The organism is Nocardiopsis nanhaiensis (genome assembly GCF_054778635.1).
Window position 1 is genome coordinate 1 of sequence record NZ_BAAGZJ010000007.1, and the last position, 23832, is coordinate 23832.

Genomic DNA, 23832 nt, shown 5'->3' on the forward strand with positions numbered 1-23832 from the left:
GGCCGTGGCGGCGCTCCCGCTGGTGCGGGTCCGCGCCCCGGTGGCGTCGGTCGTCCCGGTGGTTTCGGTGGCCGTCCCGGCGGTGGCCGTGGCCGCGGTGGCGGAACGGCCGGTGCGTTCGGCCGTCCCGGTGGTCGTCCCGGACGCGCCCGCAAGTCCAAGAAGCAGCGGCGTCAGGAGTTCAACGATCTCCAGGCCCCGTCCTTCGGCGGCGTGAAGATCCCCAGCGGCAACAACCAGACGATCCGTCTGTCGCGTGGTGCCTCGCTGTCGGACTTCGGCGACAAGATCGACGTCAACCCGGCGTCGCTCGTCCAGGTCATGATGCACCTGGGTGAGATGGTCACCGCGACCCAGTCGCTGCCCGACGAGACGCTGCAGCTGCTCGGCGAGGAGCTCACCTACAGGGTCGAGGTCGTCAGCCCCGAGGACGAGGACCGCGAGCTCCTGGAGTCCTTCTCCATCGAGTTCGGCGAGAACGAGGGCGGCGACGCCGACCTCCGTCCGCGCCCGCCGGTGGTCACCGTCATGGGTCACGTCGACCACGGTAAGACCCGACTGCTGGACACCATCCGCAAGGCCAACGTCGTCAGCGGCGAGGCCGGCGGGATCACCCAGCACATCGGTGCGTACCAGGTCGCGACCGAGGTGGACGACGAAGAGCGCAGGATCACCTTCATCGACACCCCCGGTCACGAGGCGTTCACCGCCATGCGTGCCCGTGGTGCGAAGGTCACCGACGTCGCGGTTCTGGTCGTGGCGGCCGACGACGGCGTGAAGCCGCAGACGGCCGAAGCCATCGACCACGCCAAGGCGGCCGAAGTCCCGATCGTCGTAGCGGTCAACAAGATCGACGTCGAGGGCGCCGACACGCAGCGGGTGCGTGCCCAGATGACCGAGTACGGCCTGGTGGCCGAGGAGTTCGGTGGCGACGTCCAGTTCGTGGACATCTCCGCTCTCCGCGGCGACAACATCGACTCGCTCCTGGAGTCGATCGTGCTGACCTCCGACGCGGCCTTGGACCTCCAGGCCAACCCGGACATGTCGGCGCAGGGTCTGGCCATCGAGGCTTACCTGGACCGCGGTCGCGGTTCCATGGCCACGGTGCTGGTCCAGCGCGGCACGCTCCACGTCGGGGACTCCATCGTCTGCGGCGACGCCTACGGACGCGTCCGCGCCATGCTCGACGAGCACGGCGAGAACGTCCAGAGCGCCGAGCCGTCCCGTCCGGTCCAGGTACTGGGTCTGACCAACGTGCCCAGCGCCGGTGACAGCTTCCTGGTCGTCAAGGACGACCGTGTGGCCCGTCAGATCGCCAACCAGCGTGAGGCGCGCGAGCGTTTCGCGCAGCAGGCGAAGTCGGCCCGCCGGGTCACCCTCGACAACTGGCAGTCCGCCATCAAGGAGGGCGAGCGCTCCGAGCTGCTCCTCCTCATCAAGGGCGACATGTCCGGTTCGGTCGAGGCGCTCGAGGAGTCGCTGCTCAAGATCGATGCCGGTGGCGAGGAAGTCAGCATCCGGATCATCGGCCGCGGTGTCGGTGCGATCACGCAGAACGACATCAACCTGGCGTCGTCCGCCGAGGCGATCATCGTCGGCTTCAACGTTCGGCCCGAGGGCAAGAACAGCCAGCTGGCCGACCGCATGGGCGTCGACATCCGGTACTACTCGGTCATCTACCAGGCCATCGACGAGGTCGAAGCCGCCGTCAAGGGTCTCCTCAAGCCCATCTACGAGGAGGTCCAGCTCGGCAGCGCCGAGATCCGCGAGGTCTTCAAGGTGCCGAAGATCGGCAACATCGCCGGTTCGATCGTCCGCGACGGGATCATCCGCCGCAACAGCAAGGCGCGTCTCATCCGCGAGGGCCGGGTTATCTCGGAGAACCTCAACGTCGACTCGCTGCGCCGTTTCAAGGACGACGCGACCGAGGTCCGCGACGGCTTCGAGTGCGGTATCGGCGTCGGATACAACGACATCCGGGTCGAGGACGTCATCGAGACCTACGAGATGCGGGAGAAGCCCCGCGACTAGCTAGTCGCGCGGACTGATCCACCTGGGGCCCCGGACGAGCGTGTCCGGGGCCCCGCCTTTGACGGCTCACACAACACCACAGGTGATCACTTGTACGTTGGGGCGCTGACTCTGGACGTCCTCCTCGGAGACGTCCACTCGCTCAAACAGAAGCGTTCGATGGTCCGGCCCGTCATCGCCGAACTGCGCCGGAAGTTCTCGGTGTCGGTCTCGGAGGTCGGGGATCACGACCTCTACCGTCGGGCGAAGATCGGTGTGGCGGTGGTCGCGCCGACCGCCGCCCACGCACGGGACCTGATGGACACCTGCGAGCGTTTCGTCGCGGGCCGTCCCGAACTGGAGCTGCTCTCCGCCAGGCAGCGGCTCTTCAACGAAGAGGAAGACTGACGATGGTTGACGCCGCACGCGCGCGCAAGATCGCGGACCGTATCCAGCGGATCGTCGCTGAGATGCTGGACCGGCGTATCAAGGATCCGCGCCTGGGATTCGTCACCGTGACCGACGCCCGCATCACCGCGGACCTTCGGGACGCGAAGGTGTACTACACGGTGTTCGGTTCCGAGGAGGAGAAGGCGGCCAGCTCGGCCGCCTTGGAGAGCGCCAAGGGTGTGATCCGAACGGAGGTCGGTCGGCAGACCGGTATCCGGCACACCCCGAGCCTGACCTTCATCATCGATGAGGTCCAGGAGAACGCCCAGCACATCGAGAAGCTGCTGGTCGACGCGCGCAAGTCCGACGAGGAAGTGGCCCAGCGGGCCACCGGAGCCGAGCCCGCGGGTGAGGCGGACCCGTACAAGGTCCCCCGCGAGGTCGAGGACGAAGACCAGTAACACCCCTTCGGGTGGCGGTGCGACCAGCACCGCCACCCTTCCCTTTCCACATCCCTGAGGAGTCCCATGGCCGAGAGCGGTGTCCTGGTCGTCGACAAGCCCGCCGACTGGACGTCACACGACGTGGTCGCCAAGACCAGGGGTCTGGCGCGCACCCGACGCGTGGGGCACGCGGGCACCTTGGACCCGATGGCCACCGGGGTCCTGGTCCTGGGGATCGAGAAGGGCACCAAGCTGCTCGGTCACCTGACCCTGACGGAGAAGACCTACGAGGCCACGATCCGGCTCGGCCTGGTGACCAACACCGACGACGCCGAGGGCGAGCCCGGTACCCGAGCGGACGCCTCCGGGGTGTCCGACGAGGACGTCCACGCGGCCGTCGCCAAGCTCACCGGCCCCATCCAGCAGGTCCCGCCGCAGGTCAGCGCGATCAAGGTGGATGGCAAGCGGGCCTATAAGTCGGCCCGTGAGGGCAAGGAAGTGGCGCTGAAGTCCCGCGAGGTCACCGTCACCGGGTTCGAGGTGACCGGCATCCGCCGCACCCCGGACCCCGAGGGTGCCTTCGTGGACGTGGACGCGGTCATCAGCTGTACCAGCGGTACCTACATCCGCTCGCTCGCCCGTGACATGGGTGAGGATCTGGCGGTGGGCGGCCACCTCACCGCGCTGCGCCGCACCCGGGTGGGCCCCTACGACCTGTCGCAGGCGCGTACCCTCGACCAGCTCGCCGAGGAGTTCACCCAGGTCCCGCTGGCCCAGGCCGTCGCGGTGGCCTTTCCGGTGCGCACCATGGACGAGGACGAGACCCGCGCCATCCGGCACGGCAACCGCATCGGGGCGAGCTCGCTCGGAGAGGGGCCGATCGGCCTCTTCGCCCCGGACGGGACCGTGGTGGCCTTGGGCGAGAACCGCCCCGGCCACATGAAACCCGTAGTGGTCTTCGCCCCGGCCTGAGCCCTGGGGGCCGGGGTGTGCGGCGCGAGGCCAGTTCAACCGCCTTCCTGACCACACTGGAGATGACCGGTGGCTACTGGTCCAGCTTGTCAGCGTCTGGTTCTGTGGGCTCTTCCCACTTCTTCAGGTCGGCGGTCGCGATCTCCGCACTGATGTCACGGGTGTCGTAGTACTCGGCCAGCTCCTCAAGCTTCTTCTCATCCACTCTCAACAACACCTCCGCTGATGACACCCCATATGCGTAGCGGCGTCATAACTTGATGATCGCGGCTCTACCCGCGCACAGGGCCCGAAGGTCGTCTGGATCAGATGTCAGGATGACGGCGGGGGCCTCAGCGTTGAGCGCGGTTGCGCACAGCATGGCGTCGATCGCGTGCTTGTGCCCATGCTGACCGGCCCCGGAGAGCAGGGCACACGCCGTTCGTGCAACTTGGTCGGTGACCGGTTCCACGACGATCCGGGAGAGTGTCCACTCCAACGCGGGGCGCTTGATCTTGGGATGCACCACCTCCACGAGCGTGGCCGCGCTGGTCGAAACAGTCATGTCATTTCGATGAGCGGTGGCGATCCACTCGCTGATCAGGCGGTCTCTCCGGACCGCCCCGGCGAGACCCTCGCTGTCCAGTACCAGGGACCTGGCCGGTGTACGGGGGGTGGCGTTCACGCGGCCTCGTTCTCTTTTCGTTCCCGAGCGGGGTCCGGTGGGATGACGCCCTGCGCCAACAGCGCTTGGTGCATCTCGTCGCGAATCTCGCTCATCCGCTTGTCACTAACAGGCCCGTTCTCTGCCTCCATCGCCTCGACCAGCTCAGCTAGCTGGTCGCGCTGTAGCTGGCGTCTGACCGCGTTGGTGACGTAGGCGGAAAGGCCGGATCCACCGCTACGGTCGCGCGCGTCCTCGGCGAGGTCCTCGGGCAGCGTGACTGAGTACTTCTTGGTGTTACCACTCATGACACTTATGCTACCTGGCATGCCACCATTATGCGGAGGTGGCTGGAAGGTCACTTCTTCGAGCTCTGATGTCTGTGTACTGCTCACATGGGTGAAGTTAGCGGGATGTCACCGGCTGTGTGCGGACCTTGCGGAAGTTCAGCAACCTCAAGGTCGTACCTGCACGTCAAGGGTGCCGGGGAGGTTCCTTGAGGAACTCGGACAGGGCGGCGGTGAGTTCGCCGGGGCGCTCGATGGACGGGAGGTGGCCGGTGTCGGGCATCTCCAGCAGCCGGGACCCCCGAATGCCCTTCGCGTAGCGGTCGGCGACCTCCTGGACCTGGGGGACCTCGGACAGGCCCTTGACCACGAGGGTGGGGACGCCGATCTCGGCCAGGCGGTCCGCCGCCGGGTGTTCGGGCCACTCGGTGTGGTTGGCCGGGCTCGCCCAGCGGCGCGTGTACATCTCGCGGAGCATCAGCAGCGACAGGTCCCAGGTTTCGGCGGGCATCTCCTCGTCGAGGCGCCCCGGGCCCAGCACCATGAACCGGGCCTGCGCCTCGGCCATGGCCGCCACGTCGGCCTGGTCGGGTGTCGCGTTCCCCGCTTGGTAGGCGGCCAAGCGATCCTGCGCCACGGCGGACAGCGCCATCTCCTGGCCGGCCCGTACGAAAGCCTCCGGCCACACGTGCCCCGACATCCCCGGGCACACCAGCGCCAGGCGGTTGACCCGCTCGGGGGCCTGCAAGGCCGCATCGACCGCGTAGGCGCCGCCGTAGGACGCGCCGACCAGGGCCGCCTCGCCGATGTCCAGCGCGTCCATCAGTGCCAGCAGGTCCTCGTGGTGGCGGACACCGCCCTCGTGGTCGGCCGAGTCCCCGTAGCCGCGCCAGTCGTAGCGCACCACCCGGTGGTCCTTGGAGAACTCCGCGAACTGGTGGTCCCACATCCGGCGGTCGGCCACACCCGCGTGCACGAAAACGATCGCGGGCCCGGTCCCGGACTCGTCGTAGGCCAGCCTCGTCGTACCGGTGTCGATCATCGCCATCCGGGCACGGTAAACCGGGTGTCCACGCAACGCCAACCCTTCTTTGCCTACGGCAGAGCGGTGGCCGAGTGCGGTGGGCCACACCGGGTGCGTGTCGGATGCGCGGTCTCCGACGTGGCAGGCTTGAGGCGGACGAATATCACGACCACGAACAAGGGGAGCCGAACGTGCGGCGATGGGACGGGCTGGAGGACATTCCCGCCGACTGGGGGCGGTCCGTGGTGGCGGTCGGTGTCTTCGACGGTGTGCACCGCGGACATCAGGCCATCCTCGCCACCGCGGTGGCCCGCGGGCGCGAACTGGGGCTCCCGGTGGTGGTGGTCACCTTCGATCCCCACCCGCAGAGTGTGCTGCGCGGGGCCACACCCCCGGTCCTGACCCAGGTCGAGTGGCGCATCGAGCTACTGGGTTCGTACGAGGCAGACGCCGTGTGCGTCCTGCCCTTCACCAAGGAACTGTCCTCGCTCAGCGCCGAGGAGTTCGCCCAGCGGGTGCTGGTCGACCGCCTCCACACCGCGGCAGTGGTGGTCGGTGAGGACTTCCGCTTCGGCCACCGCGCGGCCGGGAACGTCGCCGCCCTGGCCGAGCTGGGGGAGAAGTACGACTTCACGGCGGACGGGGTGCGCCTCGTCGTCGAAGGGGACACCATTACCTCCACCCGGGTCCGCGCCCTCCTCGAGGGCGGCGACGTGGCGACCGCCGCCGGCCTGCTGGGCCGCCCGCACCGCGTGGCCGGCGAGATCGTGCACGGTGCGGCCCGCGGGCGCGAACTCCTGGGCTTCCCCACGGCCAACATGGACCTGGCCCCGGACACGGCCGTTCCGGGCGACGGGGTCTACGCCGGTTGGCTGAGCCGGCTGGACCGGCCGGAGGGGCACGAGACCAAGTGGCCCGCGGCCATCTCGGTGGGCACCAACCCAACGTTCGACGGCGCGGAGCGAACGGTCGAGGCCTACGCCTTGGACCGCGACGACCTGGAGCTCTACGGGCTGCGCATGGCCGTGGACTTCACCGCGCGTATCCGCGGGCAGGAGCGGTTCGACAGTATCGACGAGCTCATCGTGGCGATGCGCCGCGACGTCGACCGCTGCCGGGACACCCTGGGCGTCTGAGTCCGCCGTCACCCTGTACACAGGCGTGCCACCTCCCGGTTTGCGGTAGGGTTGGTCTGTCCACGTGTGCCCGCTGTCGGCCGCGCCCCTCGGTGCGCGGATCCTGCGGGAGCGCGGTGCACCCACGCCATCGGCGGCGGGCCGCGCACGCCACACGCGACGGTGACTGTTCGTACGCGCGGTCACCGCGTCTGAACCCTGTCATGTACCGGGGTTCGCCCTGCGTACCGACTCTCATGTGAAGGAGCGCCGTGTCGATCGACACCGCCACCAAGGAAAAGATCATCGCCGAGTACGGCAACTCGGAGGGTGACACCGGCTCCCCCGAGGTCCAGGTCGCGCTGCTGACGCACCGGATCACGGAGCTCACCGAGCACCTGAAGGACCACAAGCACGACCACCACAGCCGTCGTGGCCTGCTCCTGATGGTCGGCCGCCGCCGCCGTCTGCTCAAGTACGTCGCCAAGCAGGACATCACCCGCTACCGCTCGCTGATCGAGCGCCTGGGTCTGCGCCGCTAGGTTGATCGGAGGGAGTGGCTTCGGCCGCTCCCTCTTTGTTAGTAAGGTGTAACCGGAGTGGAGTCCGACACCGGACGTCACCCGCGCACCACCCGCGCCGCTTCCCCGGTCCACGGGGTCGGTCCTCGGTAGTGGTCTCCGGAATACCGCCCGTACCAGTACGGGCGGTGCCGTGGGCTTCGATCGATGACCGGCCGTCATCAACTCCGGGGCACGACGCGGGAGTAAGAATGCGCCGCGCCTTCGGCACAGCTGTGTCCGGCGCGTCGAACCCGAATACGTGTAGTAGGAGGTCGCCCATGGAGGGCGTTTACTCAGCCGAAGCCGTCATCGACAACGGCAAGTTCGGTACCCGCAACATCCGCTTCGAGACCGGTCGCCTGGCGCGCCAGGCCGCCGGTTCGGCCACGGTCTTCCTGGACGACGAGACCGTCGTCCTGTCGGCCACCACCGCCTCGAAGCGCCCCAAGGAGAACCTCGACTTCTTCCCCCTGACGGTGGACGTCGAGGAGCGGATGTACGCCGCCGGCCGCATCCCCGGCTCCTTCTTCCGGCGTGAGGGCCGTCCTTCCGAGGACGCCATCCTCACCTGCCGCCTGATCGACCGTCCGCTGCGCCCCTCCTTCAAGAAGGGCCTGCGCAACGAGATCCAGGTCGTCGAGACGATCCTGTCGCTGCACCCGGAGCACCTGTACGACGTCGTCGCCATCAACGCGGCCTCGATGTCCACGCAGGTCGCCGGGCTGCCCTTCTCCGGCCCGCTCGGCGGTGTCCGCGTCGCGCTCATCGACGGCCAGTGGGTCGGCTTCCCGACCCACAGCGAGCTGGAGAACGCCACCTTCGACATGGTCGTCGCCGGCCGTGTCCTGGACGACGGCGACGTCGCGATCATGATGGTCGAGGCGGAGTCCACCGTCCACACCCTGAAGCTGGTCGCCGAGGGGGCCGTCGGCCCCAACGAGCAGACCATCGCCGAGGGCATCGAGGCCGCCAAGCCCTTCATCAAGGTGCTGTGCAAGGCCCAGCAGGCCGTCGCCGACCAGGCCAGCCGCGAAGAGGGCGAGTTCCCGATCTTCCTCGACTACGAGGAAGACGCCTACGCCGCCGTCGAGGGCGCCGTGCGCGAGGAGCTCTCCAAGGCGCTCACCATCGCCGACAAGCAGGAGCGCGAGGGCGAGCTCGACAAGATCAAGGCCTCCGTCACCGAGAAGCTGGCCGAGGACTTCGAGGGCCGCGAGAAGGAGGTCAGCGCCTCCTTCCGGACCCTGAGCAAGCAGCTCATGCGCGAGCGCGTCCTGCGCGACCAGGTCCGCATCGACGGCCGCGGCCCCAAGGACATCCGTCAGCTGAGCGCCGAGGTCGGCATTCTGCCGCGGGTGCACGGTTCGGCGCTCTTCGAGCGTGGCGAGACCCAGATCATGGGTGTGACCACGTTGAACATGTTGCGCATGGAGCAGACGGTTGACACGCTCAACCCGGACAAGACCAAGCGCTACATGCACAACTACAACTTCCCGCCCTACTCCACCGGTGAGACCGGCCGGGTGGGCTCGCCCAAGCGGCGCGAGATCGGGCACGGCGCCCTGGCCGAGCGGGCCCTGCTGCCGGTTCTGCCCGCCCGCGAGGAGTTCCCGTACGCCATCCGCCAGGTGTCCGAGGCCCTCGGGTCCAACGGCTCCACCTCGATGGGTTCGGTCTGCGCCTCGACCATGTCCCTGATGGCGGCCGGTGTGCCGCTGAAGGAGATGGTCTCCGGTATCGCGATGGGTCTGATCAGCGAGGGCGACCAGTTCGTCACGCTGACCGACATCCTCGGTGCCGAGGACGCCTTCGGTGACATGGACTTCAAGGTCGCCGGTACCCGTGAGCTGATCACGGCCCTGCAGCTGGACACCAAGCTCGACGGCATCCCCGCCGAGCAGCTGGCCCTGGCCCTGCAGCAGGCCCGCGGCGCCCGCCTGGCGATCCTCGACGTCATGCAGGAGGCCATCGAGCGTCCGGCCGAGATGAGCCCGCACGCTCCGCGCATCCTCACCGTCCGGGTGCCCACCGAGAAGATCGGCGAGGTCATCGGCCCGAAGGGCAAGATGATCAACTCGATCCAGGACGACACCGGCGCGGACATCTCGATCGAGGACGACGGCACCATCTACATCGGTGCCACCGACGGGCCCTCCGCCGAGGCCGCCCGGGACACGATCAACCAGATCGCCAACCCGACCATGCCCGAGGTGGGCGACCGCTACCTGGGCACCGTCGTGAAGACGACCGCCTTCGGCGCGTTCGTCTCGCTGCTGCCCGGCAAGGACGGTCTGCTGCACATCTCGCAGATCCGCAAGCTGCACGGCGGCCAGCGGATCGAGAACCTCGACGACGTCATCGGCATCGGCGAGAAGATCCAGGTCGAGATCCGCGAGATCGACGACCGCGGGAAGCTCTCCCTGGTCCCCGTCGAGGTCGTCGAGTCCGAGGCCGCCCCGGCGCCCAAGGCCGACGCCGACGAGGCTTCGGACGAGGACTCCGGCAACGGCAACGGCGATGACAAGGGCGAGGGCGCCCCGCGCCGCCGCCGTCGCCGCAACTCGGGCGGGCGTTCCGAGAACACCTGATCCTCAGGCCTGAGCCCGGTACGGGGCGGTCGCGTCTTCACGATGCGGCCGCCCCGCCGTCGTTCGCCCCCGTATGCTCTCCTGGACACCCCGACGCGAAGAAGAAGGATTCATGAGTTCTGTCCCCACCGCCGCCGAGCAGGAGCCGGGTACGACCGCGACGCTGCTGGAGCCCGACGGGGGCTCCGGTCTGGTGCGCCGGACGGTACTGCCCGGCGGTCTGCGGGTGGTCACCGAGAACATCCCCGGGGGCCGTTCAGCGGCGTTCGGGATCTCCGCCGCCACCGGGTCCCGCGACGAGGACTCCGCGCACGCGGGTTCGGCGCACTTCCTGGAGCACCTGCTCTTCAAAGGGACCAAGACCCGCACCCCGATGCAGATCTCCGCGCTGCTGGACGGTGTGGGGGCGGACCACAACGCCTACACCAGCAAGGAACACACCTGCTACTACGCGAAGGTCCTCGACCGGGACCTGCCCCTCGCGGTGGACGTGGTGGGCGACATGGTCGCCAACTCCGTACTCGACGCGGACGAGGTGGAGACCGAGCGCGGCGTGATCCTCGAGGAGATCGCCATGTACGAGGACGAGCCCGCCGACCTGGTGGACGACGTCTTCGCGGAGCACTTCTTCGGTGACACCCCGCTGGGCCGCCCCATCCTCGGGACCATCGACACCATCAAGGCGCTGCCGCGCGAGCGCATCGCCGAGCAGTACCGGGACGCCTACGTGCCCTCAGAGCTCGTCGTCACGGCGGCGGGGAGCCTGGAGCACGACAAGGTCGTCGAGCAGGTGCGGGAGATGTTCTCCGGCCACCTGGCGGCGGCGGGCGACGCCCGCCCGGTCGGGCCCCGCGGGTTCCGGGAGCCGGTGCCCACGTACGGCGGCCAGGTCGTGCAGTCGCGTGAGACGGAGCAGGCGCACATCATCCTGGGTTCGGAGGGCCTCACCCGCACCGACCCGCGCTGGCACGCCCTGAGGCTCCTCAGCGCCGCCCTGGGCGGCGGTATGTCGTCCCGTCTCTTCCAGGAGGTGCGGGAGAAGCGCGGGCTGGCCTACGCGGTGCACGCCTACCACACGGCCTACGCCGACACCGGGACCTTCCAGATCTACGCCGGGTGCCTGCCGGAGAAGGCCGACGAGGTCATCGGTGTCTGCCGTGAGGAACTGGCCAAGGTGGCAGCCTCCGGTATCACCGCCGAGGAGCTGGCCCGCGCGAAGGGCCAGATCCAGGGGGCGATGGTGCTCGGCAGCGAGGGCACCAACGCCCGTATGGGCCGCCTGCTCGCCCACGAGCTCACCCAGCCGCGCCACTTCTCCATCGACGAGGACCTGGCACGCTTCGACGCCGTCACCGCCGGCGACGTGGCCGCGGTCGCGGAGGAGATGCTGGGCCGCCCGCGCGCCCTGGCCGTGATCGGTCCGTACGAGACCGACCGCGTCTTCTAGAGCCCGCTCCGGGGACGCTGGACCCCGGCCCGGGGCCGTCTCAGGCTCCGGACGAGAAGAACCCCGCCGGAGCGTGCTCCGGCGGGGTTCCCTATTGGTACCTGTGTTACTTGCGCTTGCGCCTGCGGACGGCGATCTGCGCGGGTCCGGTGGCGTGCGCGGCACCGTGCACCGTCACGACCAGCAGACCCTCGTCGAAGCTGGCCTGTATGTCGTTCTCGTCCACCCCTTCGGGCAGGCTGATCTCCCTGCGGAAGGTGCCCATGAACCGCTCCGAGGAGTAGTAGACGACGTCGACCTCGTCCCGCTGGCGCTCACCGGTGATGGTGAGGACCGAGTGGCTGAAGGTGACGGACACGTCCTCCTCCTGCACCCCCGGGACCTCGCAGCGGACCACCAGGTCCTTGCCTCGGGCGAGGATGTCCGTTGGCGGGCTCCACGCGTCGGCGTAACCGCGTTCGCGCTCGCCTGCCTGGCTGGTCTCTATCGTCGACATGGTGTCGGAGATGCGGTTCATCTCGGTGATCATGTCGACGACCCCGTGGAAGGGGTTGCTGAACCTCTTCGGCGCCATCGGCCGCCTCCCTACTTGCGCGTGCTGTCAGTGGTCCGTGGAGCTAAGTGCGTCGGACGGGTCGTCGTTCGGGCGGTCGCTGGTCCTCTGCCCGGGTCGTCTTGGGCGCCCCCGGCTTGGGTTCGTTGCTGAAGGCCCTGAACAGACCCCACAGCATGAAGATCAGGATGACCGCGAACGGCAGGCCGGTGACGACGGATGCGGCCTGGAGAGCATCGAGTGCCTGCTCTCCGCCAAGCACAAGCAGAACGAGTGTCACCGCCCCCAGGCTGGCTGCCCAGAAGCCGCGCTGGAGCTTCAGCGCCTTGGTGCTGCCGCCGTTGGTGAGCATGTCGACGACGATGGATCCGGAGTCCGCCGAGGTGACGAAGAAGATCGCCACGACGAGGATCAGCAGGATCGAAGCGATGACCGCGACGGCCGGGGCGATGGGCAGCGCCTCCAACAGGTGGAAGGCGGCCTGCGCCTCGTCGCCGTCCTGGAATCCGCCGTCACCGAACAGCTCGTAGAACAGACCCGAGCCGCCGAACACGCCGAACCACAGGATCGACACGACGACGGGGGCGAACAGCGCGCCCATGATGAACTCGCGGATGGTGCGCCCGTAGGAGATCCGTGCCAGGAAGATTCCCACGAACGGCGCCCAGGAGATCCACCAGCCCCAGTAGAAGACGCTCCACGCGGTGGTGAAGCCCGCGGCCTGTTCGTCGGCCAGCGGACTCGGGAAGGACAGGCTCCACGGGATCAGGTTGGCCAGGTAGTCCCCGGCACCCGAGGTCATACCGCTGATCATCCACAGCTTGGGCCCGACCGCGAAGACGAACACCAGAAGGAGGAACGCCAGCCACAGGTTGAGCACCGAAAGCCTGCGCAGGCCCTTGTCGATCCCGGACAACACGCTGACCAGTGCGATCGACGTGATGCCGATGATGATGACCGACTGGGTCACCGAGTTGTTGGGGATTCCGAACACCTGGCCGAGACCGCTGTTGATCTGCAGGGTGCCCAGGCCCAGCGAGGTCGCCAGACCGAAGATGGTGCCGAACACGGCGATGATGTCGACCAGGTTGCCGGGCCAGCCGAAGGCGCGCTCGCCCAGCAGCGGGTAGAGCGCCGAAGCGGGGCGCAGCGGCAGGCCCTTGCGGTAGGCGAAGTAGCCCAGGGACAGTCCCACCGCGATGTAGATCGCCCAGGGGTGGAAGCTCCAGTGGAAGAAGCTCGCGGCCAGCGCCTCGCTTGCCCCCTCGACGGCGGGCGACTCACCCTCGGGGGTGGCGAGGGCACCGTCACGGGGAGCGTGTAGGTGGTTGACCGGTTCGGCGACGCCCCAGAACACCAGGCCGATACCCATGCCGGTGGTGAAGAGCATCGCGAACCAGGCCATGGTGCTGAACTCGGGCCTGGAGTCGTCTGGACCCAACCGTAGACTCCCGAACCTGCTCAGCAGTAGGAAGATCGCGGTGCCCAGGAAGAACGTGGTCGCCAGGACGTAGAACCAGCCGAGTGTCTCGCCGATCCAGTCACGTGTGCCTTGGGCGGCCTCGAGCAGCGGATCGGTGAAGGCGACGCCCAGAATCACGAAGGCGACGATCACCAAGCCGGAGGTGAAGAACACCGGGGGATTGGTGCGTTCTCTTATGAACTCCTGCAGGGATGAGATGGTAACTCCTTCCCAGCCCCGACGGATTGGCGGACGGGGGTTGGATCGCCGGTTCCTGCTGCCGGCCGTGAACATGTCTCGTGGGATCGTAGAGGCTCCGTGGCCAGCAGTAAAGCGGCCGCCCCATCATGGAGTACTGCCGACAAGGGGTGTCGTGTCGGCCGCAGTGGGTGAGGTCCGGTTCCGGGGTTGGATCCCGTCGGAGAGAGGACTCAGCCCCGGCGTTCGATGAGGGTGTCCAACGTCATGCCGATGCGGTCCAGCCAGCCCACGATCAACTCCAGGTCCTCCATCGAGTAGTCGGAGTGCAGGGCGGTCATCGCCTCCCCCATCCCGGGAGCGGTGGGCCCGATCCTGCCGTCCGCACCCTCGGCCAGACGAACGGCGACCTTGCGCCGGTCCAGCGGATGCGGTGCGCGTTCGACCAGGCCGTGGGACTCCATCCGGTCGACCACGCCGGTCACGGACCCGGTGGACAGGCAGAGGCTGTCCGCGATCTCTCCCGGGGTCAGGGACCCGGCCACGCGTAGCAGTGTGTAGCACTGGAAGTCGGTCGGGTTCATCCCGGAGCGGTCCGCCATCCGATGCAGTAGGCGCACCAGGCGCACAGCTAGCTGCTGGCCGTCGGTCTGGAGCGCCATGTAGAGCTCCTCGCGCGATCGGTGCCCGTGGCCTTCCCCGGCCGCTTTCCCAGGGGTCTCCGTACTGGGCACGGTGTCCATGGATCTCCCTACCGCTCCGTGAACGGGCCCTCCGATCACTTCTCCCGAGTCTAGGTGTCGCCCCACGTGTCGGTTGGCCCCGGAGGTGTGCTCCGTGAAATAGTTTCTTTTACTAGAAGCACGGATTTCGAGGTATTTATGGTGAGAACGGACACCGGTCGGGAGGTAGCCATCTCGGTCTCTCCAGTGCAACCGCATGAAAAACCGTTCCCGACTGACGTAGAAGGCGTGCGTGCAGAGGTGGGCGCCCAGCTGTTCGAGTACCTCGAGCGCAGGGTCACCCAGGCGGACAAACTGGACCAGGACTTCGCCGTCTCACTCGGCGAGCAGCTCGCGGCCTTCACCTTGGAGGGCGGGAAGCGGCTGCGTTCGGTCCTGGCGTGGTGGGGGTGGCTCGCCGGGGGCGGAGCCGACAGCGGCTCCGACGCACTGGCCGCACTGCGCGCCTGTTCGGCCATCGAGGTGCTCCAGACCTTCGCCCTCGCCCACGACGATGTTATGGACGCTACTCCGATACGCCGCGGCAAGCCGTCCTTCCACGCCGCGCACACCGCGGAACACCGGGACAGCGGGTTCCACGGGGACGCGCGCCGCTACGGGGAGTCCATGGCGATCCTGGTCGGCGACCTCGCCATGGCCTGGGCCGACGACCTGCTCCACGAGTCACTGGAAGGGCTCGCCACCCGGCCCGCCGCGCACGCGGTGTGGCGGGACATGCGCACCGAGGTCATGACCGGGCAGTTCCTCGACCTCCGGGCACAGGTGCGGGGTGATCGCTCCGAGGAGGGCGCGGTCCGCATCGACCTGCTCAAGACCGCCACCTATACGGTCGAGCGACCGCTCCACCTCGGGTGCGCCATGGCCGGTGCTGCAGACACGACGGCCGAGGCCCTGCGGGGGTACGGCGCCGACGTTGGTGTGGCCTTCCAACTGAGGGACGACCTCGCGGACGTCTACGGAGACCCCGCCCGTACCGGGAAGGAGACCGGGGAGGACCTGCGCGAGGGCAAGAACACCCTGCTCCTGGCCACCGGTCTGCGGCTCGCCGAGGAAAGCGGTGACCGCGCGGCGCTGGCGCTGCTGCGCCGCGTCGGCGGCCCGCCGGAACTGGTGGACGCCACGGGCGCCGCACGCGCCCTCGAACGGGTAGGCGCTCGGGACATGGTGCACCAGCGCTGTCGCGAACTCGCCGAACGCGGGCTCTCCCGCCTCGGCCCTCTCGACCTGGAACCCACCGTCGCCGAGGGCCTGCGGTACTTCGCCGAGACGGCGGCGCGTACGTGAACCTGACACCGAGAGGAGCCGAGAACATGGCTCGGCGAAACGGACGAGACCCCGTGGTCGTCGTGGGAGCCGGACTGTCCGGGCTCTCCTGTGCACTGCACCTGCTGGGCGCCGGGCGCGACGTGGTGGTGGTCGAACGGGACGACCACCCCGGCGGCCGCGCCGGCCGCATGGACATGGACGGCTTCAAGGTGGACACCGGGCCGACCGTGCTCACCATGCCCGAACTCCTCGACGAGGCGTTCGCCGCGGTCGGCGAGTCCGTCCGCGACCGCCTAGAACTACTCCCGTTGGCGCCCGCCTACCGTGCGGCCTTCGCCGACGGGTCCACGATCGACGTCCACACGGACCGGACGCGGATGGCCGCGGAAGTGGCCCGCGCGGCCGGAACCCGGGAGGCGGTGGGCTACCTGCGGCTGCGCGAGTGGCTGACCCGGCTGTACGACGTGGAGATGCGATCGTTCATCGACGCCCAGTTCGACTCCCCGCTGGACCTGCTCGGTACCGACCTGTTGAGGTTGGCCGCGATGGGCGGGTTCGGCCGCTTGGCCCCCGCCGTGGGCAGGCACCTCAAGGACGAGCGCCTGCGCCGGATCTTCTCCTTCCAGTCCCTCTACGCCGGGGTCGCTCCGGACCGGGCGCTCGCCGCCTACGCGGTCATCGCCTACATGGACACCGTCGCTGGCGTCTACTTCCCCAAGGGCGGGATGAGGACGGTCGGCGAGGCCATGGCGGGCGCCGCGGCCAAGGCCGGTGCGGTCCTGCGCTTCGGGGAGTCGGTGCGCGCACTGGAACGGAGCGGCGACCGCGTCACCGCCGTGGTCACCGACCGGGAGGAGCGCCTGCCCTGCGACCAGGTGGTGCTGACCACCGACCTGCCCGCCGCCCACCGGCTGCTCGGCCACCGCTCCCGGCGTCCGGTCCCGCACCGGTTCTCGCCCTCGGCGGTGGTTCTCCACCTGGGCACCGACCGCACCTGGGACCAGCTCTCCCACCACACCATCTCCTTCGGCGGCCAGTGGGAGCGCACCTTCACCGAGATCATCGACGAGGGCCGGACCATGAGTGATCCGTCGCTCCTGGTCACCCAGCCCACCGCCAGCGACCCCTCCCTGGCACCGGACGGCCGCCACCTCCTCTACGTCCTGGCCCCGGCGCCCAACCTGGCCGCCGCGGCCGTCGACTGGGACCGGGAGGGCCCGCGCTACCGCGACCACATGGTGGCCACCCTGGAATCCAGGGGCATGACCGGACTGGACGCGTCCGTGCGCGCGGAGCGCTTGGTCACCCCGGCCGACTGGGCCAGACAGGGCATGGCGCGCGGTACACCCTTCTCCTTGGCGCACACCTTCGCGCAGACCGGGCCCTTCCGGCCGCGCAACACCGTTCCGGGCACCGCGAACGCGGTCCTGGCGGGCTGCGGAACGACACCGGGCGTGGGCCTGCCGACGGTCCTGCTCTCGGGAAAGCTGGCGGCCGCGCGCGTCGTGGCCCGGACCGAAGCACGGGGCCCACGATGAGTACCGGGACCGGCGAACTCGACGCGGCGGGCATCGAACCGGAGCGCCTGCGCGGCGACTACCTCCGCTGCCGGGCCCTGCACGCCCGCCACGGCCGCACCTACTACACCGCGACCCGGGTCCTGCCGCCCGGCCGCCGCCCCGGCATCCACGCCCTGTACGGGTTCGCCCGCTGGGTGGACGACATCGTCGACGAACCGGCACCGGACACCGGTGTGGAGGACCAGCGGGCGCGGCTCGCCGAGATCGACGCCGGCCTCCGCCGCGTGTTCCGGGGCGGGCATCCGGACGAGCCGGTCCTGCGGGCGCTGGCGCACACAGTGGAGCGGTACGAGCTGCCGGAGGAGTACTTCACCGCCTTCATGGCGTCCATGCGCATGGACCTCGACGTGCACGCCTACCCGGACCTCGCCCACCTGCGCGAGTACATGTACGGCTCGGCCGCGGTGATCGGGCTCCAGGTCCTGCCGGTGCTGGGTACCTCCGCTCCCAGGGAGGAGGCCGAACCGCACGCCGCGGCGCTCGGGGAGGCCTTCCAACTCACCAACTTCCTCCGCGACGTGTCCGAGGACCTGCGCCGCGGCCGCGTCTACCTGCCGGAGGACGTCCTGGCCGAGCACCGGGTGGACCGCGAGCTCCTGGAGCACTGCGCGCGCACCCGTACCCCGGACCCGAGGACTCGCCGTGCCGTCGCCGAGCTGGTCGGCGTCAACCAAGGGTTCTACCGGGAGGCCGAACCGGGCGTGGCGATGCTCGCACCGGTCGCCCGCCCGTGTGTCGCCACCGCCTTCCGCCTCTACCGCGCGATCCTGGACGAGATCAGCGCGGCCGACTTCGACGTGTGGAGTGTCCGGCACCGGGTCTCCGACAGCCGGAAGCTGGCCGCGGCGGTTCCCGCCCTGGCCCGTTCGCTGTGGGCGCGGACGGTGCCGCGTCCGAGAGCTGGTTGAGCCGGATCCCCACCCGGTACCGAGGCGAGGAGGCCCCATGCCGCTGCCCGACCCCGAACCCCGCCGCCTGCCACTGCGCCGCATGCCCAAGAGCACTTGGTCGCGCCAGGAACCGACCTGGCGGGAGGCCTCGCCGCCGGTCATCGGAGCGGCGCTCAAGCGAGCGCTCGCCCGCCCCTCCGGGAACTGGTTCGTGCTGGCGGCCAGCGCGGAGGTGCGCCATGACCGCCCCTTCGGTCGTGTGGTGGCCGGAACGGAGCTGGTCGCCTGGCGTACCCCGGACGGCACAGCGCACGCGGGCCCCGGGGCCTGCCCCCACCTGGGAGCGCCGCTGTGCCGGGGCGCGGTGGCCGAGGGGCGCCTGGTGTGCCGCTGGCACGGACTGTCGCTGGGCTCGGGCGGTTTTCCGGGGTGGAGCCCGTACCCGGTGCACGATGACGGCGTGCTCGTGTGGGTCCGCCTGGACGAGGCCGGGGGAGAGGAGCCCTTGGACGCGCCTGTCGTCCCGCGCCGCCCGGAGACGGCCGGGAGCATCACGGCCGTGGAGAGCCTGGCGGGGCGGTGCGAACCCGAGGACGTGGTGGCCAACCGGCTCGACCCGTGGCACGGGTCGTGGTTCCACCCCTACTCGTTCGCGGGGCTGCGGGTGACCGAGGTTCCGGAGGGCGCCGACCCGGTGCGGGACCGGATGGTGGTGGACGTGGGCTTCAAGGTCGCGGGCCGGTGGGGCGTACCGGTGCGCGCCGAGTTCACCTGCCCCGAGCCCCGCACGGTGGTCATGCGCATCGTCGAGGGCGAAGGGTCGGGCAGCGTGGTCGAGACCCACGCGACCCCGCTCGGTGTCGACCGCGGGGGCGTGCCGCGTACGGCGGTGATCGAGGCCACGGTCGCCACGTCCGAGCGCACCGGCTTCGCGCTGGCCCGCCGCGCGGCCGGTGCGGTCCGACCGGCCATGCGGATGGTGGCGCGCCGCCTGTGGAAGGACGACCTCGCCTACGCCGAACGGCGTTACCTCCTGCGTGCCTCCGGCCGCTGGCCGGGCTGACGCGGTGCTACGTGCTCCGCGCGGCGCGGGCCAGCGCGCGGAAGGCCGCGTTCCGGCCCCGTCGGGGCACGGTCCAGAGGGTGTGCCCGGACCGTCCCCAGCGGGATAGCAGTGCATTGGCGGCCAGCAGTCCGCTGGTGGCCGCGCCCTCCATGAGCGCGACCGGCAGGTCCACGCGCACGTGGTCGCCCGCGACGACCAGGAAGGGGTCCGGGGTGGCCACCTCGCACCGGTCCGCGTAGCCGCCGGGCGGGAAGAGCGCGCAGTCGGCACGCAGTTCGTGCCGCGCGTCCACCCGCCGTGCCGCGGCCAGTTCCGGGTAGACGGCGGCGGCCTGCTCCCACAGCGATTTCCGTTCGGCCCCGGCGTCGCACCCCTCGGGCAGCGCGTAGGCGTGCAGTTCCACCACGGAGCCGCCGGTACCCCTCGACCACTCCCGCGCCTGGTCCTCGTAGCGTTCCAGCACGCTGATGTTGTCCAGGGTGGCGTAACCGGCCGTGCCCAAGAACGCCTGCCGGTGCGGGCGCACCGGGCGGTCCAACCAGTAGCGCGACACCAGGAACGGGGGCGCGGAGGGGATACGGGACACCCGCTCGCGCCACCCGGCCGAACCCAGGCCGGGCGAGTCCGCGACCAGGGAGCGCAGCCCGCGGGGGTCCGCCGACAGGACCACGGCGTCGAACTCCGCGCTGTCCCCGCCTTCGGCGTCCGACCAGTGCACGGCGTGGCGCAGGCGGTCCCCGGGGCCGACGCGATCCACCGCGACCCCGGTGCGGAACCCGGCCCCGGACTCGCGCAGGTACCCCTCCATGGGGTCCCACAGGGCCTGGGGGAAGGGCGAGCGCGGAACGTCGAACACCAGGCCCTCGGAGGAGCCGAGGAAGTACAGGTGGAACATCACCGCCATCTCGGCGGCGGAGAGCTGTTCGGGCGCGGCGAAGAAACTGCGGCTGAACACCTCGAAGGCCAGATGGCGTGCGGTGCTCGGAAAGCGGGTGACCTCCAGCAGCTCCCGGGCGCTGCGGTGGCCGAGGCGTTCGTGGACACCGGGTACGTCCGCGTCCAGGAGCTGGAGCACCGCGGGCAGGTTCACCCCGGCCAGCTCCGTCCAGGGGAAGCTCGGGCTCGTGGCGGCGAGCGCGAACGCGTTCCACGGCGGCGCGGTCGGCAGCCCGGAGAAACGGTCCCGCGCGCCGTCGCGCTGCACCAGCGGATAGTCCGGCAGCGGAACCAGTGAGCCCAGCTCCGGATCGCCGCGCCGGAGCAGCCCGCGCAGGTTGTAGTACTGGCGGAAGAAGGCGTGGAAGCCACGGCTCATCGTGGCGGTGCTGCCGTCGGCCAGGGTCGTGTCCCAGCCGCGGAGGCGGCCCCCGAGACCTGTTTCGCGCTCGAACACCACCACGTCCACCTCGCGCTCGGCCAGCCCGCAGGCGGCCGCCAGCCCGGCGATGCCCCCGCCGACCACGGCGACACGGGGTTTCCGCCCCGGGCGGGGGCCGACCGGTGGGGGAGCGGGGACCGCTTCGGCGCGCGGGTCGTTGACGTCAGCCCCCATCCGCGCCCTGTCCCGCCAAGGGCCTGCGGCCCACGAAGGTGTGGGTGATCCCGTACTGCCAGCCCGGCAGCGGCGCGCTGGCCACGGACTCCAGGCCCGCGCCGCGCAGCCTGCCCAGCAGGGCGGTACGCCCGTCGAACTCCAGAACGCTCCGCCACAGGTAGCGGAACAGGTCCGCGCGGCCGACCAGGGCCCGCCCGACGGGGATGACCACGCTCCAGCACACGGCGGTCCACACTGCCCGGGCCGAGGCCGAGTCGGCCACCGAGTACTCGTGCAGCGCCGCCTTCCCACCCGGGCGCAGCAGCGCGCGCACCGTGGACAGGAGAGCGTCCGGGTCGGGCACGTTGCGCACCAGGTACGCGGCGAACACCGCGTCGGCGGGGCCGCCGAGCAGCCCTTCCGCCCAGGCCTGGGTGACGTCCTCCGCGCGTGCCAGGTGGAAGGTGACGTTCTCCGGCCACTCCTTGGCCGCCGCGGCGTCGAGCATCCCCTGGGAAGCGTCCACCCCGGCGATCCGGGCCATCGGGTACTCCGCCAGAAGGGCGGCCGTGGAGGCTCCGGTGCCGCACCCCAGGTCCAGCAGGAGCAGTCCCGCGCCCCGGCCGGGCAGCCGCAGGCGGCGCGCCGACGTGCGCAGGTCGCGGTGGTAGCCGGGGTTGGCCGCGACCAGGCGGTCGTAGGCCGCGGCGGCGTGGTCGAACTCGTCGGTGACCGTTCCGGTCTTCATCCGCCCGGTCGGGCTGACCATTGCTCCTCCAAGTGGCGGCAGGGGGCGGGACCTTCGTCGCCCGGACGGGCATGCTGGGGGCATGGCCGACTACGACGTGCTGATCATCGGAGCCGGGGCCGCAGGGCTCACCCTGGCCCATCGCATGGGCGGGGTCAACGAGCGACGCGTGTCCCCGCTGCGGACGGCCCTCCTGGAACCTCCTCCGGGCCCGCACACCCCGCCGCCGAGGACCTGGTGCTTCTGGGAGCCCGACGGAGGGCAGTGGGACCCGCTGCTCGCGGCCCGGTGGGAGGACCTGTCCGTACTGGGGGCCGACGGGGCCGAACACCGGTCGTCGGCCGCGCCCTACGTCTACAAGATGCTCCGCTCGGCCGACGTCGAGGCGCACGTGCGTGCCACCGCCGACGAACACCTCGACCAGCGCGGGCTGTTCGTCGAGGACGTGGCCGACGGCGACGGGCACGCCACCGTCCTCGCCGTGTCGCCCGACGGTGAGCGGGTGCGGTGCACCGCCCGCTGGGTCTTCGACTCCCGGCCGCCCGCCCCGCCGTCCGGTGGGCGTACCCGGCTCCTCCAGCACTTCCGCGGGTGGTTCGTGCGCACACCCGAGGACGCCTTCGATCCGGCCGCGGCCGTGCTCATGGACCTGCGGCCGCCCCAGCCGCGGAACGGGGTGGCCTTCGGCTACGTGCTTCCGCTGTCGCGCCGCGAGGCCCTCGTGGAGTACACCGAGTTCGGCCGCTCCGCGCTCACCACCCCCGAGTACGAGCGGGCGCTCAAGGACTACTGCGACCGGGTGGGCCTGCCCGACGTGGAGGTCACCGCGGCCGAACAGGGCGTCATTCCGATGTCCGACGCGCGCTTTCCGACCCGCACCGGGCGCCGCCTGTTCCGAGTGGGCACGGCGGGAGGGGCCACCCGCCCCTCGACCGGCTACACGTTCAGCGGGGTGGCCCGGCAGACGGCGGCGATCGCCGATGCCCTGGTCGCGGGCCGGGTGCCGGTGCCGCCGGTCCCGCACCGGCGCCGCCACTTGGCGATGGACGCGATCATGCTGCGTGCCCTGGACAGCGGCCGGGTGTCGGGCGCGGACTTCTTCACCCGGCTCTTCGCCGCCAACCGCCTGGGCGACGTGCTCGCCTTCCTGGACGGTGACTCCCGCCTGCCGCGCGAACTGGCCATGGGCCTGACCACCCCGGTCGCCGCGATGTCGCTGACCACCGCCGAACACCTGTGGCGCTCGTTCGGACCGCGGGCCCCGGGGTTCCCCAGGCGCGCCCGTAAGTCCTAGGGCTCCCGCAAGCCCTACGGCGCCAGGACGGCCATGGCCTCGGTCAGGGAACCCAGGTGTCCGTCCGCGATCCGGAGAGCGTTCCCGGTCTCGCGCCAGCCGGGCCCGGCCGTGTAGAGGGCCGTGCGTTCTGGGGCGGAATGGGTGGTGCGCGCGGTCGCCACGAGGGTCTCCGCGTCGCGCTCGCCACCGGAGTGGCACCAGAGGACCACGGCGCGCGGGCCGACGCGCCGTACCGCCCGTACGGTCGCCTCCGTGGGAGTGCAGGAACCGAGGACGCGGTGGGCCAGACCGGCTTCGCGCAGGGCGGCGGCCAGCGCTTCCACCGGCAGGCTGTGCATCTCTTGCGGCACGCAGGCGAGGACGACGGAGCGGTCGCGGGCGCTGGGGCTCCGGTCCGGGGCCGGCGCGGGGACGCGGCGCAGCACCGAAGACACGCTCCACGAGAGCAGGTGCTCCACCTCCACGTAGCGCCGGGTGTCCTCCCACTTGCGGCCCATCCCGTACAGGAGCGGCATCGCCAGGTCCTCCCAGGCGGCGACGGTGCCGTGGGTCTGGACGGCCTTCTGGAGGAGGCGTTCCACCAGGTCCGAGTCCATCCGCATGGCGGCGCGGGCGACGCCCTGGAGGGTGGGTGTGGCGGCGCCGAGCGGGAGGGTGTCGCCCCCGGGTCGCCAAGCGGGGCCCGGGGCGGGTGTCCGAGGCGCGGGCGGTACCGGCACCGACTGTTCCGGTACGGCCGGCTCCGGTACGGCCGGGAGCGGTGTGGCTCCCGGGGCGAGCACCTGTCGGGCGGCTTCCGCGGGCGGCATGCCCTCACCCACCAGGCGGCACAGCTCCCGGAGCCGGGCGACGTCGGCGGGCGAGTAGCGCCGGTGGCCCCCGGGACTGCGCTCCCGGGGGCCGATCCCGTAGCGCCGGTCCCAGCTGCGCAGGGTGGTCGGTGCGACCCCGAGGAGGCGTGCCGCGGCCCCGGGGGTGAGTGCGTCGGTCATGGCACCCCAAGACGTTGCGAA

General features: G+C 70.4%; 23 protein-coding genes. 13 read left to right on the plus strand and 10 right to left on the minus strand.

Features of this window, described 5'->3' with window-relative positions; translation table 11 throughout:
- From infB to truB, 4 genes are all read left to right on the plus strand, one after another.
- The coding region (gene infB / locus ACYVD1_RS04720; protein ID WP_460768253.1) for a translation initiation factor IF-2 at nt 1-2031 on the plus strand (2031 nt) is incomplete at its 5' end.
- A gap of 90 nt (nt 2032-2121) precedes the next feature.
- On the plus strand, nt 2122-2418 hold the full coding sequence (locus tag ACYVD1_RS04725; protein WP_460768255.1) for a DUF503 domain-containing protein: 297 nt from the start codon (nt 2122-2124) through the stop codon (nt 2416-2418).
- Between the two features lie 2 nt (nt 2419-2420).
- The gene (rbfA, locus tag ACYVD1_RS04730) at nt 2421-2861 is read left to right on the plus strand and encodes a 30S ribosome-binding factor RbfA (protein ID WP_460750045.1); all 441 of its coding nucleotides are present in this window, start codon (nt 2421-2423) and stop codon (nt 2859-2861) included.
- Nucleotides 2862-2927: 66 nt separating this feature from the next.
- Nucleotides 2928-3815 carry a tRNA pseudouridine(55) synthase TruB gene (gene truB, locus ACYVD1_RS04735; protein ID WP_460768257.1) on the plus strand — a complete coding sequence of 296 codons (888 nt, stop codon included), beginning with the start codon at nt 2928-2930 and terminating at the stop codon, nt 3813-3815.
- A 73-nt stretch (nt 3816-3888) separates the two neighbouring features.
- On the opposite strand, the gene ACYVD1_RS04740 is transcribed toward truB, so the two are convergent.
- The 4 genes from ACYVD1_RS04740 to ACYVD1_RS04755 all read right to left on the minus strand — a co-directional run bounded on the left by ACYVD1_RS04740 (nt 3889) and on the right by ACYVD1_RS04755 (nt 5793).
- Nucleotides 3889-4020 carry a hypothetical protein gene (locus ACYVD1_RS04740; protein ID WP_460768260.1) on the minus strand — a complete coding sequence of 44 codons (132 nt, stop codon included), beginning with the start codon at nt 4018-4020 and terminating at the stop codon, nt 3889-3891.
- Between the two features lie 45 nt (nt 4021-4065).
- Nucleotides 4066-4479 carry a PIN domain-containing protein gene (locus tag ACYVD1_RS04745; protein WP_460768263.1) on the minus strand — a complete coding sequence of 138 codons (414 nt, stop codon included), beginning with the start codon at nt 4477-4479 and terminating at the stop codon, nt 4066-4068.
- The gene (locus tag ACYVD1_RS04750; RefSeq protein ID WP_460768265.1) at nt 4476-4766 is read right to left on the minus strand and encodes a hypothetical protein; all 291 of its coding nucleotides are present in this window, start codon (nt 4764-4766) and stop codon (nt 4476-4478) included. The genes ACYVD1_RS04745 and ACYVD1_RS04750 overlap by 4 nt, the downstream gene beginning before the upstream one ends.
- A 166-nt stretch (nt 4767-4932) precedes the next feature.
- The gene (locus tag ACYVD1_RS04755) at nt 4933-5793 is read right to left on the minus strand and encodes an alpha/beta fold hydrolase (protein ID WP_460768269.1); all 861 of its coding nucleotides are present in this window, start codon (nt 5791-5793) and stop codon (nt 4933-4935) included.
- Nucleotides 5794-5960: 167 nt separating this feature from the next.
- Between ACYVD1_RS04755 and ACYVD1_RS04760 the strand changes: the two genes are divergently transcribed.
- The 4 genes from ACYVD1_RS04760 to ACYVD1_RS04775 all read left to right on the plus strand — a co-directional run bounded on the left by ACYVD1_RS04760 (nt 5961) and on the right by ACYVD1_RS04775 (nt 11482).
- Nucleotides 5961-6905: a bifunctional riboflavin kinase/FAD synthetase gene (locus tag ACYVD1_RS04760; protein WP_460768273.1), complete on the plus strand. Its 945-nt coding sequence runs from the start codon at nt 5961-5963 to the stop codon at nt 6903-6905.
- Nucleotides 6906-7156: 251 nt separating this feature from the next.
- Nucleotides 7157-7426 (plus strand): 30S ribosomal protein S15, encoded by a 270-nt coding sequence (rpsO, locus tag ACYVD1_RS04765; protein WP_460750078.1) that lies wholly within the window; start codon nt 7157-7159, stop codon nt 7424-7426.
- Between the two features lie 299 nt (nt 7427-7725).
- On the plus strand, nt 7726-10035 hold the full coding sequence (locus ACYVD1_RS04770) for a polyribonucleotide nucleotidyltransferase (protein ID WP_460768275.1): 2310 nt from the start codon (nt 7726-7728) through the stop codon (nt 10033-10035).
- A 112-nt stretch (nt 10036-10147) separates the two neighbouring features.
- A complete protein-coding gene (locus tag ACYVD1_RS04775; RefSeq protein WP_460768278.1) occupies nt 10148-11482 on the plus strand; it encodes a M16 family metallopeptidase in 1335 nt (444 codons plus the stop codon).
- A 106-nt stretch (nt 11483-11588) separates the two neighbouring features.
- Here ACYVD1_RS04775 and ACYVD1_RS04780 read toward each other — a convergent pair whose 3' ends face one another.
- The 3 genes from ACYVD1_RS04780 to ACYVD1_RS04790 form a co-directional block, all read right to left on the minus strand.
- Nucleotides 11589-12056, minus strand: a complete 468-nt coding sequence (locus ACYVD1_RS04780; protein ID WP_460768281.1) for an Hsp20/alpha crystallin family protein — start codon at nt 12054-12056, stop codon at nt 11589-11591.
- A gap of 43 nt (nt 12057-12099) precedes the next feature.
- Nucleotides 12100-13671 carry a BCCT family transporter gene (locus ACYVD1_RS04785; RefSeq protein WP_460768283.1) on the minus strand — a complete coding sequence of 524 codons (1572 nt, stop codon included), beginning with the start codon at nt 13669-13671 and terminating at the stop codon, nt 12100-12102.
- A gap of 257 nt (nt 13672-13928) precedes the next feature.
- Nucleotides 13929-14438, minus strand: coding sequence for a MarR family winged helix-turn-helix transcriptional regulator (locus tag ACYVD1_RS04790; protein ID WP_460768287.1), 510 nt, complete (start codon nt 14436-14438; stop codon nt 13929-13931).
- Between the two features lie 228 nt (nt 14439-14666).
- Here ACYVD1_RS04790 and ACYVD1_RS04795 point away from each other — a divergent pair, with 228 nt between their 5' ends.
- From ACYVD1_RS04795 to ACYVD1_RS04810, 4 genes are read left to right on the plus strand one after another with little or no spacing between them, the layout of a single operon-like run.
- Nucleotides 14667-15722: a polyprenyl synthetase family protein gene (locus tag ACYVD1_RS04795; RefSeq protein WP_460768289.1), complete on the plus strand. Its 1056-nt coding sequence runs from the start codon at nt 14667-14669 to the stop codon at nt 15720-15722.
- 26 nt (nt 15723-15748) lie between these two features.
- Nucleotides 15749-17242 (plus strand): phytoene desaturase family protein, encoded by a 1494-nt coding sequence (gene crtI, locus ACYVD1_RS04800; protein ID WP_460768291.1) that lies wholly within the window; start codon nt 15749-15751, stop codon nt 17240-17242.
- Entirely contained in the window at nt 17239-18192 is a 954-nt protein-coding gene (locus ACYVD1_RS04805; protein WP_460768293.1) for a phytoene/squalene synthase family protein, read from the plus strand. Before crtI ends, ACYVD1_RS04805 begins: the two co-directional genes overlap by 4 nt.
- A 37-nt stretch (nt 18193-18229) precedes the next feature.
- Nucleotides 18230-19237, plus strand: a complete 1008-nt coding sequence (locus tag ACYVD1_RS04810; RefSeq protein ID WP_460768295.1) for a DUF5914 domain-containing protein — start codon at nt 18230-18232, stop codon at nt 19235-19237.
- Between the two features lie 7 nt (nt 19238-19244).
- On the opposite strand, the gene ACYVD1_RS04815 is transcribed toward ACYVD1_RS04810, so the two are convergent.
- Both ACYVD1_RS04815 and ACYVD1_RS04820 read right to left on the minus strand, forming a co-directional pair.
- Nucleotides 19245-20792, minus strand: a complete 1548-nt coding sequence (locus ACYVD1_RS04815) for an FAD-dependent oxidoreductase (RefSeq protein ID WP_460768297.1) — start codon at nt 20790-20792, stop codon at nt 19245-19247.
- Nucleotides 20782-21543, minus strand: a complete 762-nt coding sequence (locus ACYVD1_RS04820; RefSeq protein WP_460768299.1) for a class I SAM-dependent methyltransferase — start codon at nt 21541-21543, stop codon at nt 20782-20784. The genes ACYVD1_RS04815 and ACYVD1_RS04820 overlap by 11 nt, the downstream gene beginning before the upstream one ends.
- A gap of 61 nt (nt 21544-21604) precedes the next feature.
- On the opposite strand from ACYVD1_RS04820, the gene ACYVD1_RS04825 reads away from it, so the two are divergent.
- On the plus strand, nt 21605-22816 hold the full coding sequence (locus tag ACYVD1_RS04825; RefSeq protein ID WP_460768301.1) for a lycopene cyclase family protein: 1212 nt from the start codon (nt 21605-21607) through the stop codon (nt 22814-22816).
- A 14-nt stretch (nt 22817-22830) separates the two neighbouring features.
- On the opposite strand, the gene ACYVD1_RS04830 is transcribed toward ACYVD1_RS04825, so the two are convergent.
- Complete coding sequence (locus tag ACYVD1_RS04830) at nt 22831-23811, minus strand: MerR family transcriptional regulator (protein ID WP_460768303.1); 981 nt, start codon at nt 23809-23811, stop codon at nt 22831-22833.
- Nucleotides 23812-23832: the final 21 nt, after the last annotated feature.

Bases quoted from the DNA above. Each gene is read 5' to 3' on its own strand.
- rbfA (WP_460750045.1), top strand. From the start codon at position 2,421: ATGGTTGACGCCGCACGCGCGCGCAAGATCGCGGACCGTATCCAGCGG.
- truB (WP_460768257.1), top strand. From the start codon at position 2,928: ATGGCCGAGAGCGGTGTCCTGGTCGTCGACAAGCCCGCCGACTGGACG.
- ACYVD1_RS04750 (WP_460768265.1), bottom strand. From the start codon at position 4,766: ATGAGTGGTAACACCAAGAAGTACTCAGTCACGCTGCCCGAGGACCTC.
- ACYVD1_RS04755 (WP_460768269.1), bottom strand. From the start codon at position 5,793: ATGGCGATGATCGACACCGGTACGACGAGGCTGGCCTACGACGAGTCC.
- ACYVD1_RS04770 (WP_460768275.1), top strand. From the start codon at position 7,726: ATGGAGGGCGTTTACTCAGCCGAAGCCGTCATCGACAACGGCAAGTTC.
- ACYVD1_RS04775 (WP_460768278.1), top strand. From the start codon at position 10,148: ATGAGTTCTGTCCCCACCGCCGCCGAGCAGGAGCCGGGTACGACCGCG.
- ACYVD1_RS04780 (WP_460768281.1), bottom strand. From the start codon at position 12,056: ATGGCGCCGAAGAGGTTCAGCAACCCCTTCCACGGGGTCGTCGACATG.
- ACYVD1_RS04790 (WP_460768287.1), bottom strand. From the start codon at position 14,438: ATGGACACCGTGCCCAGTACGGAGACCCCTGGGAAAGCGGCCGGGGAA.
- crtI (WP_460768291.1), top strand. From the start codon at position 15,749: ATGGCTCGGCGAAACGGACGAGACCCCGTGGTCGTCGTGGGAGCCGGA.
- ACYVD1_RS04805 (WP_460768293.1), top strand. From the start codon at position 17,239: ATGAGTACCGGGACCGGCGAACTCGACGCGGCGGGCATCGAACCGGAG.
- ACYVD1_RS04810 (WP_460768295.1), top strand. From the start codon at position 18,230: ATGCCGCTGCCCGACCCCGAACCCCGCCGCCTGCCACTGCGCCGCATG.
- ACYVD1_RS04815 (WP_460768297.1), bottom strand. From the start codon at position 20,792: ATGGGGGCTGACGTCAACGACCCGCGCGCCGAAGCGGTCCCCGCTCCC.
- ACYVD1_RS04820 (WP_460768299.1), bottom strand. From the start codon at position 21,543: ATGGTCAGCCCGACCGGGCGGATGAAGACCGGAACGGTCACCGACGAG.
- ACYVD1_RS04825 (WP_460768301.1), top strand. From the start codon at position 21,605: ATGGCCGACTACGACGTGCTGATCATCGGAGCCGGGGCCGCAGGGCTC.
- ACYVD1_RS04830 (WP_460768303.1), bottom strand. From the start codon at position 23,811: ATGACCGACGCACTCACCCCCGGGGCCGCGGCACGCCTCCTCGGGGTC.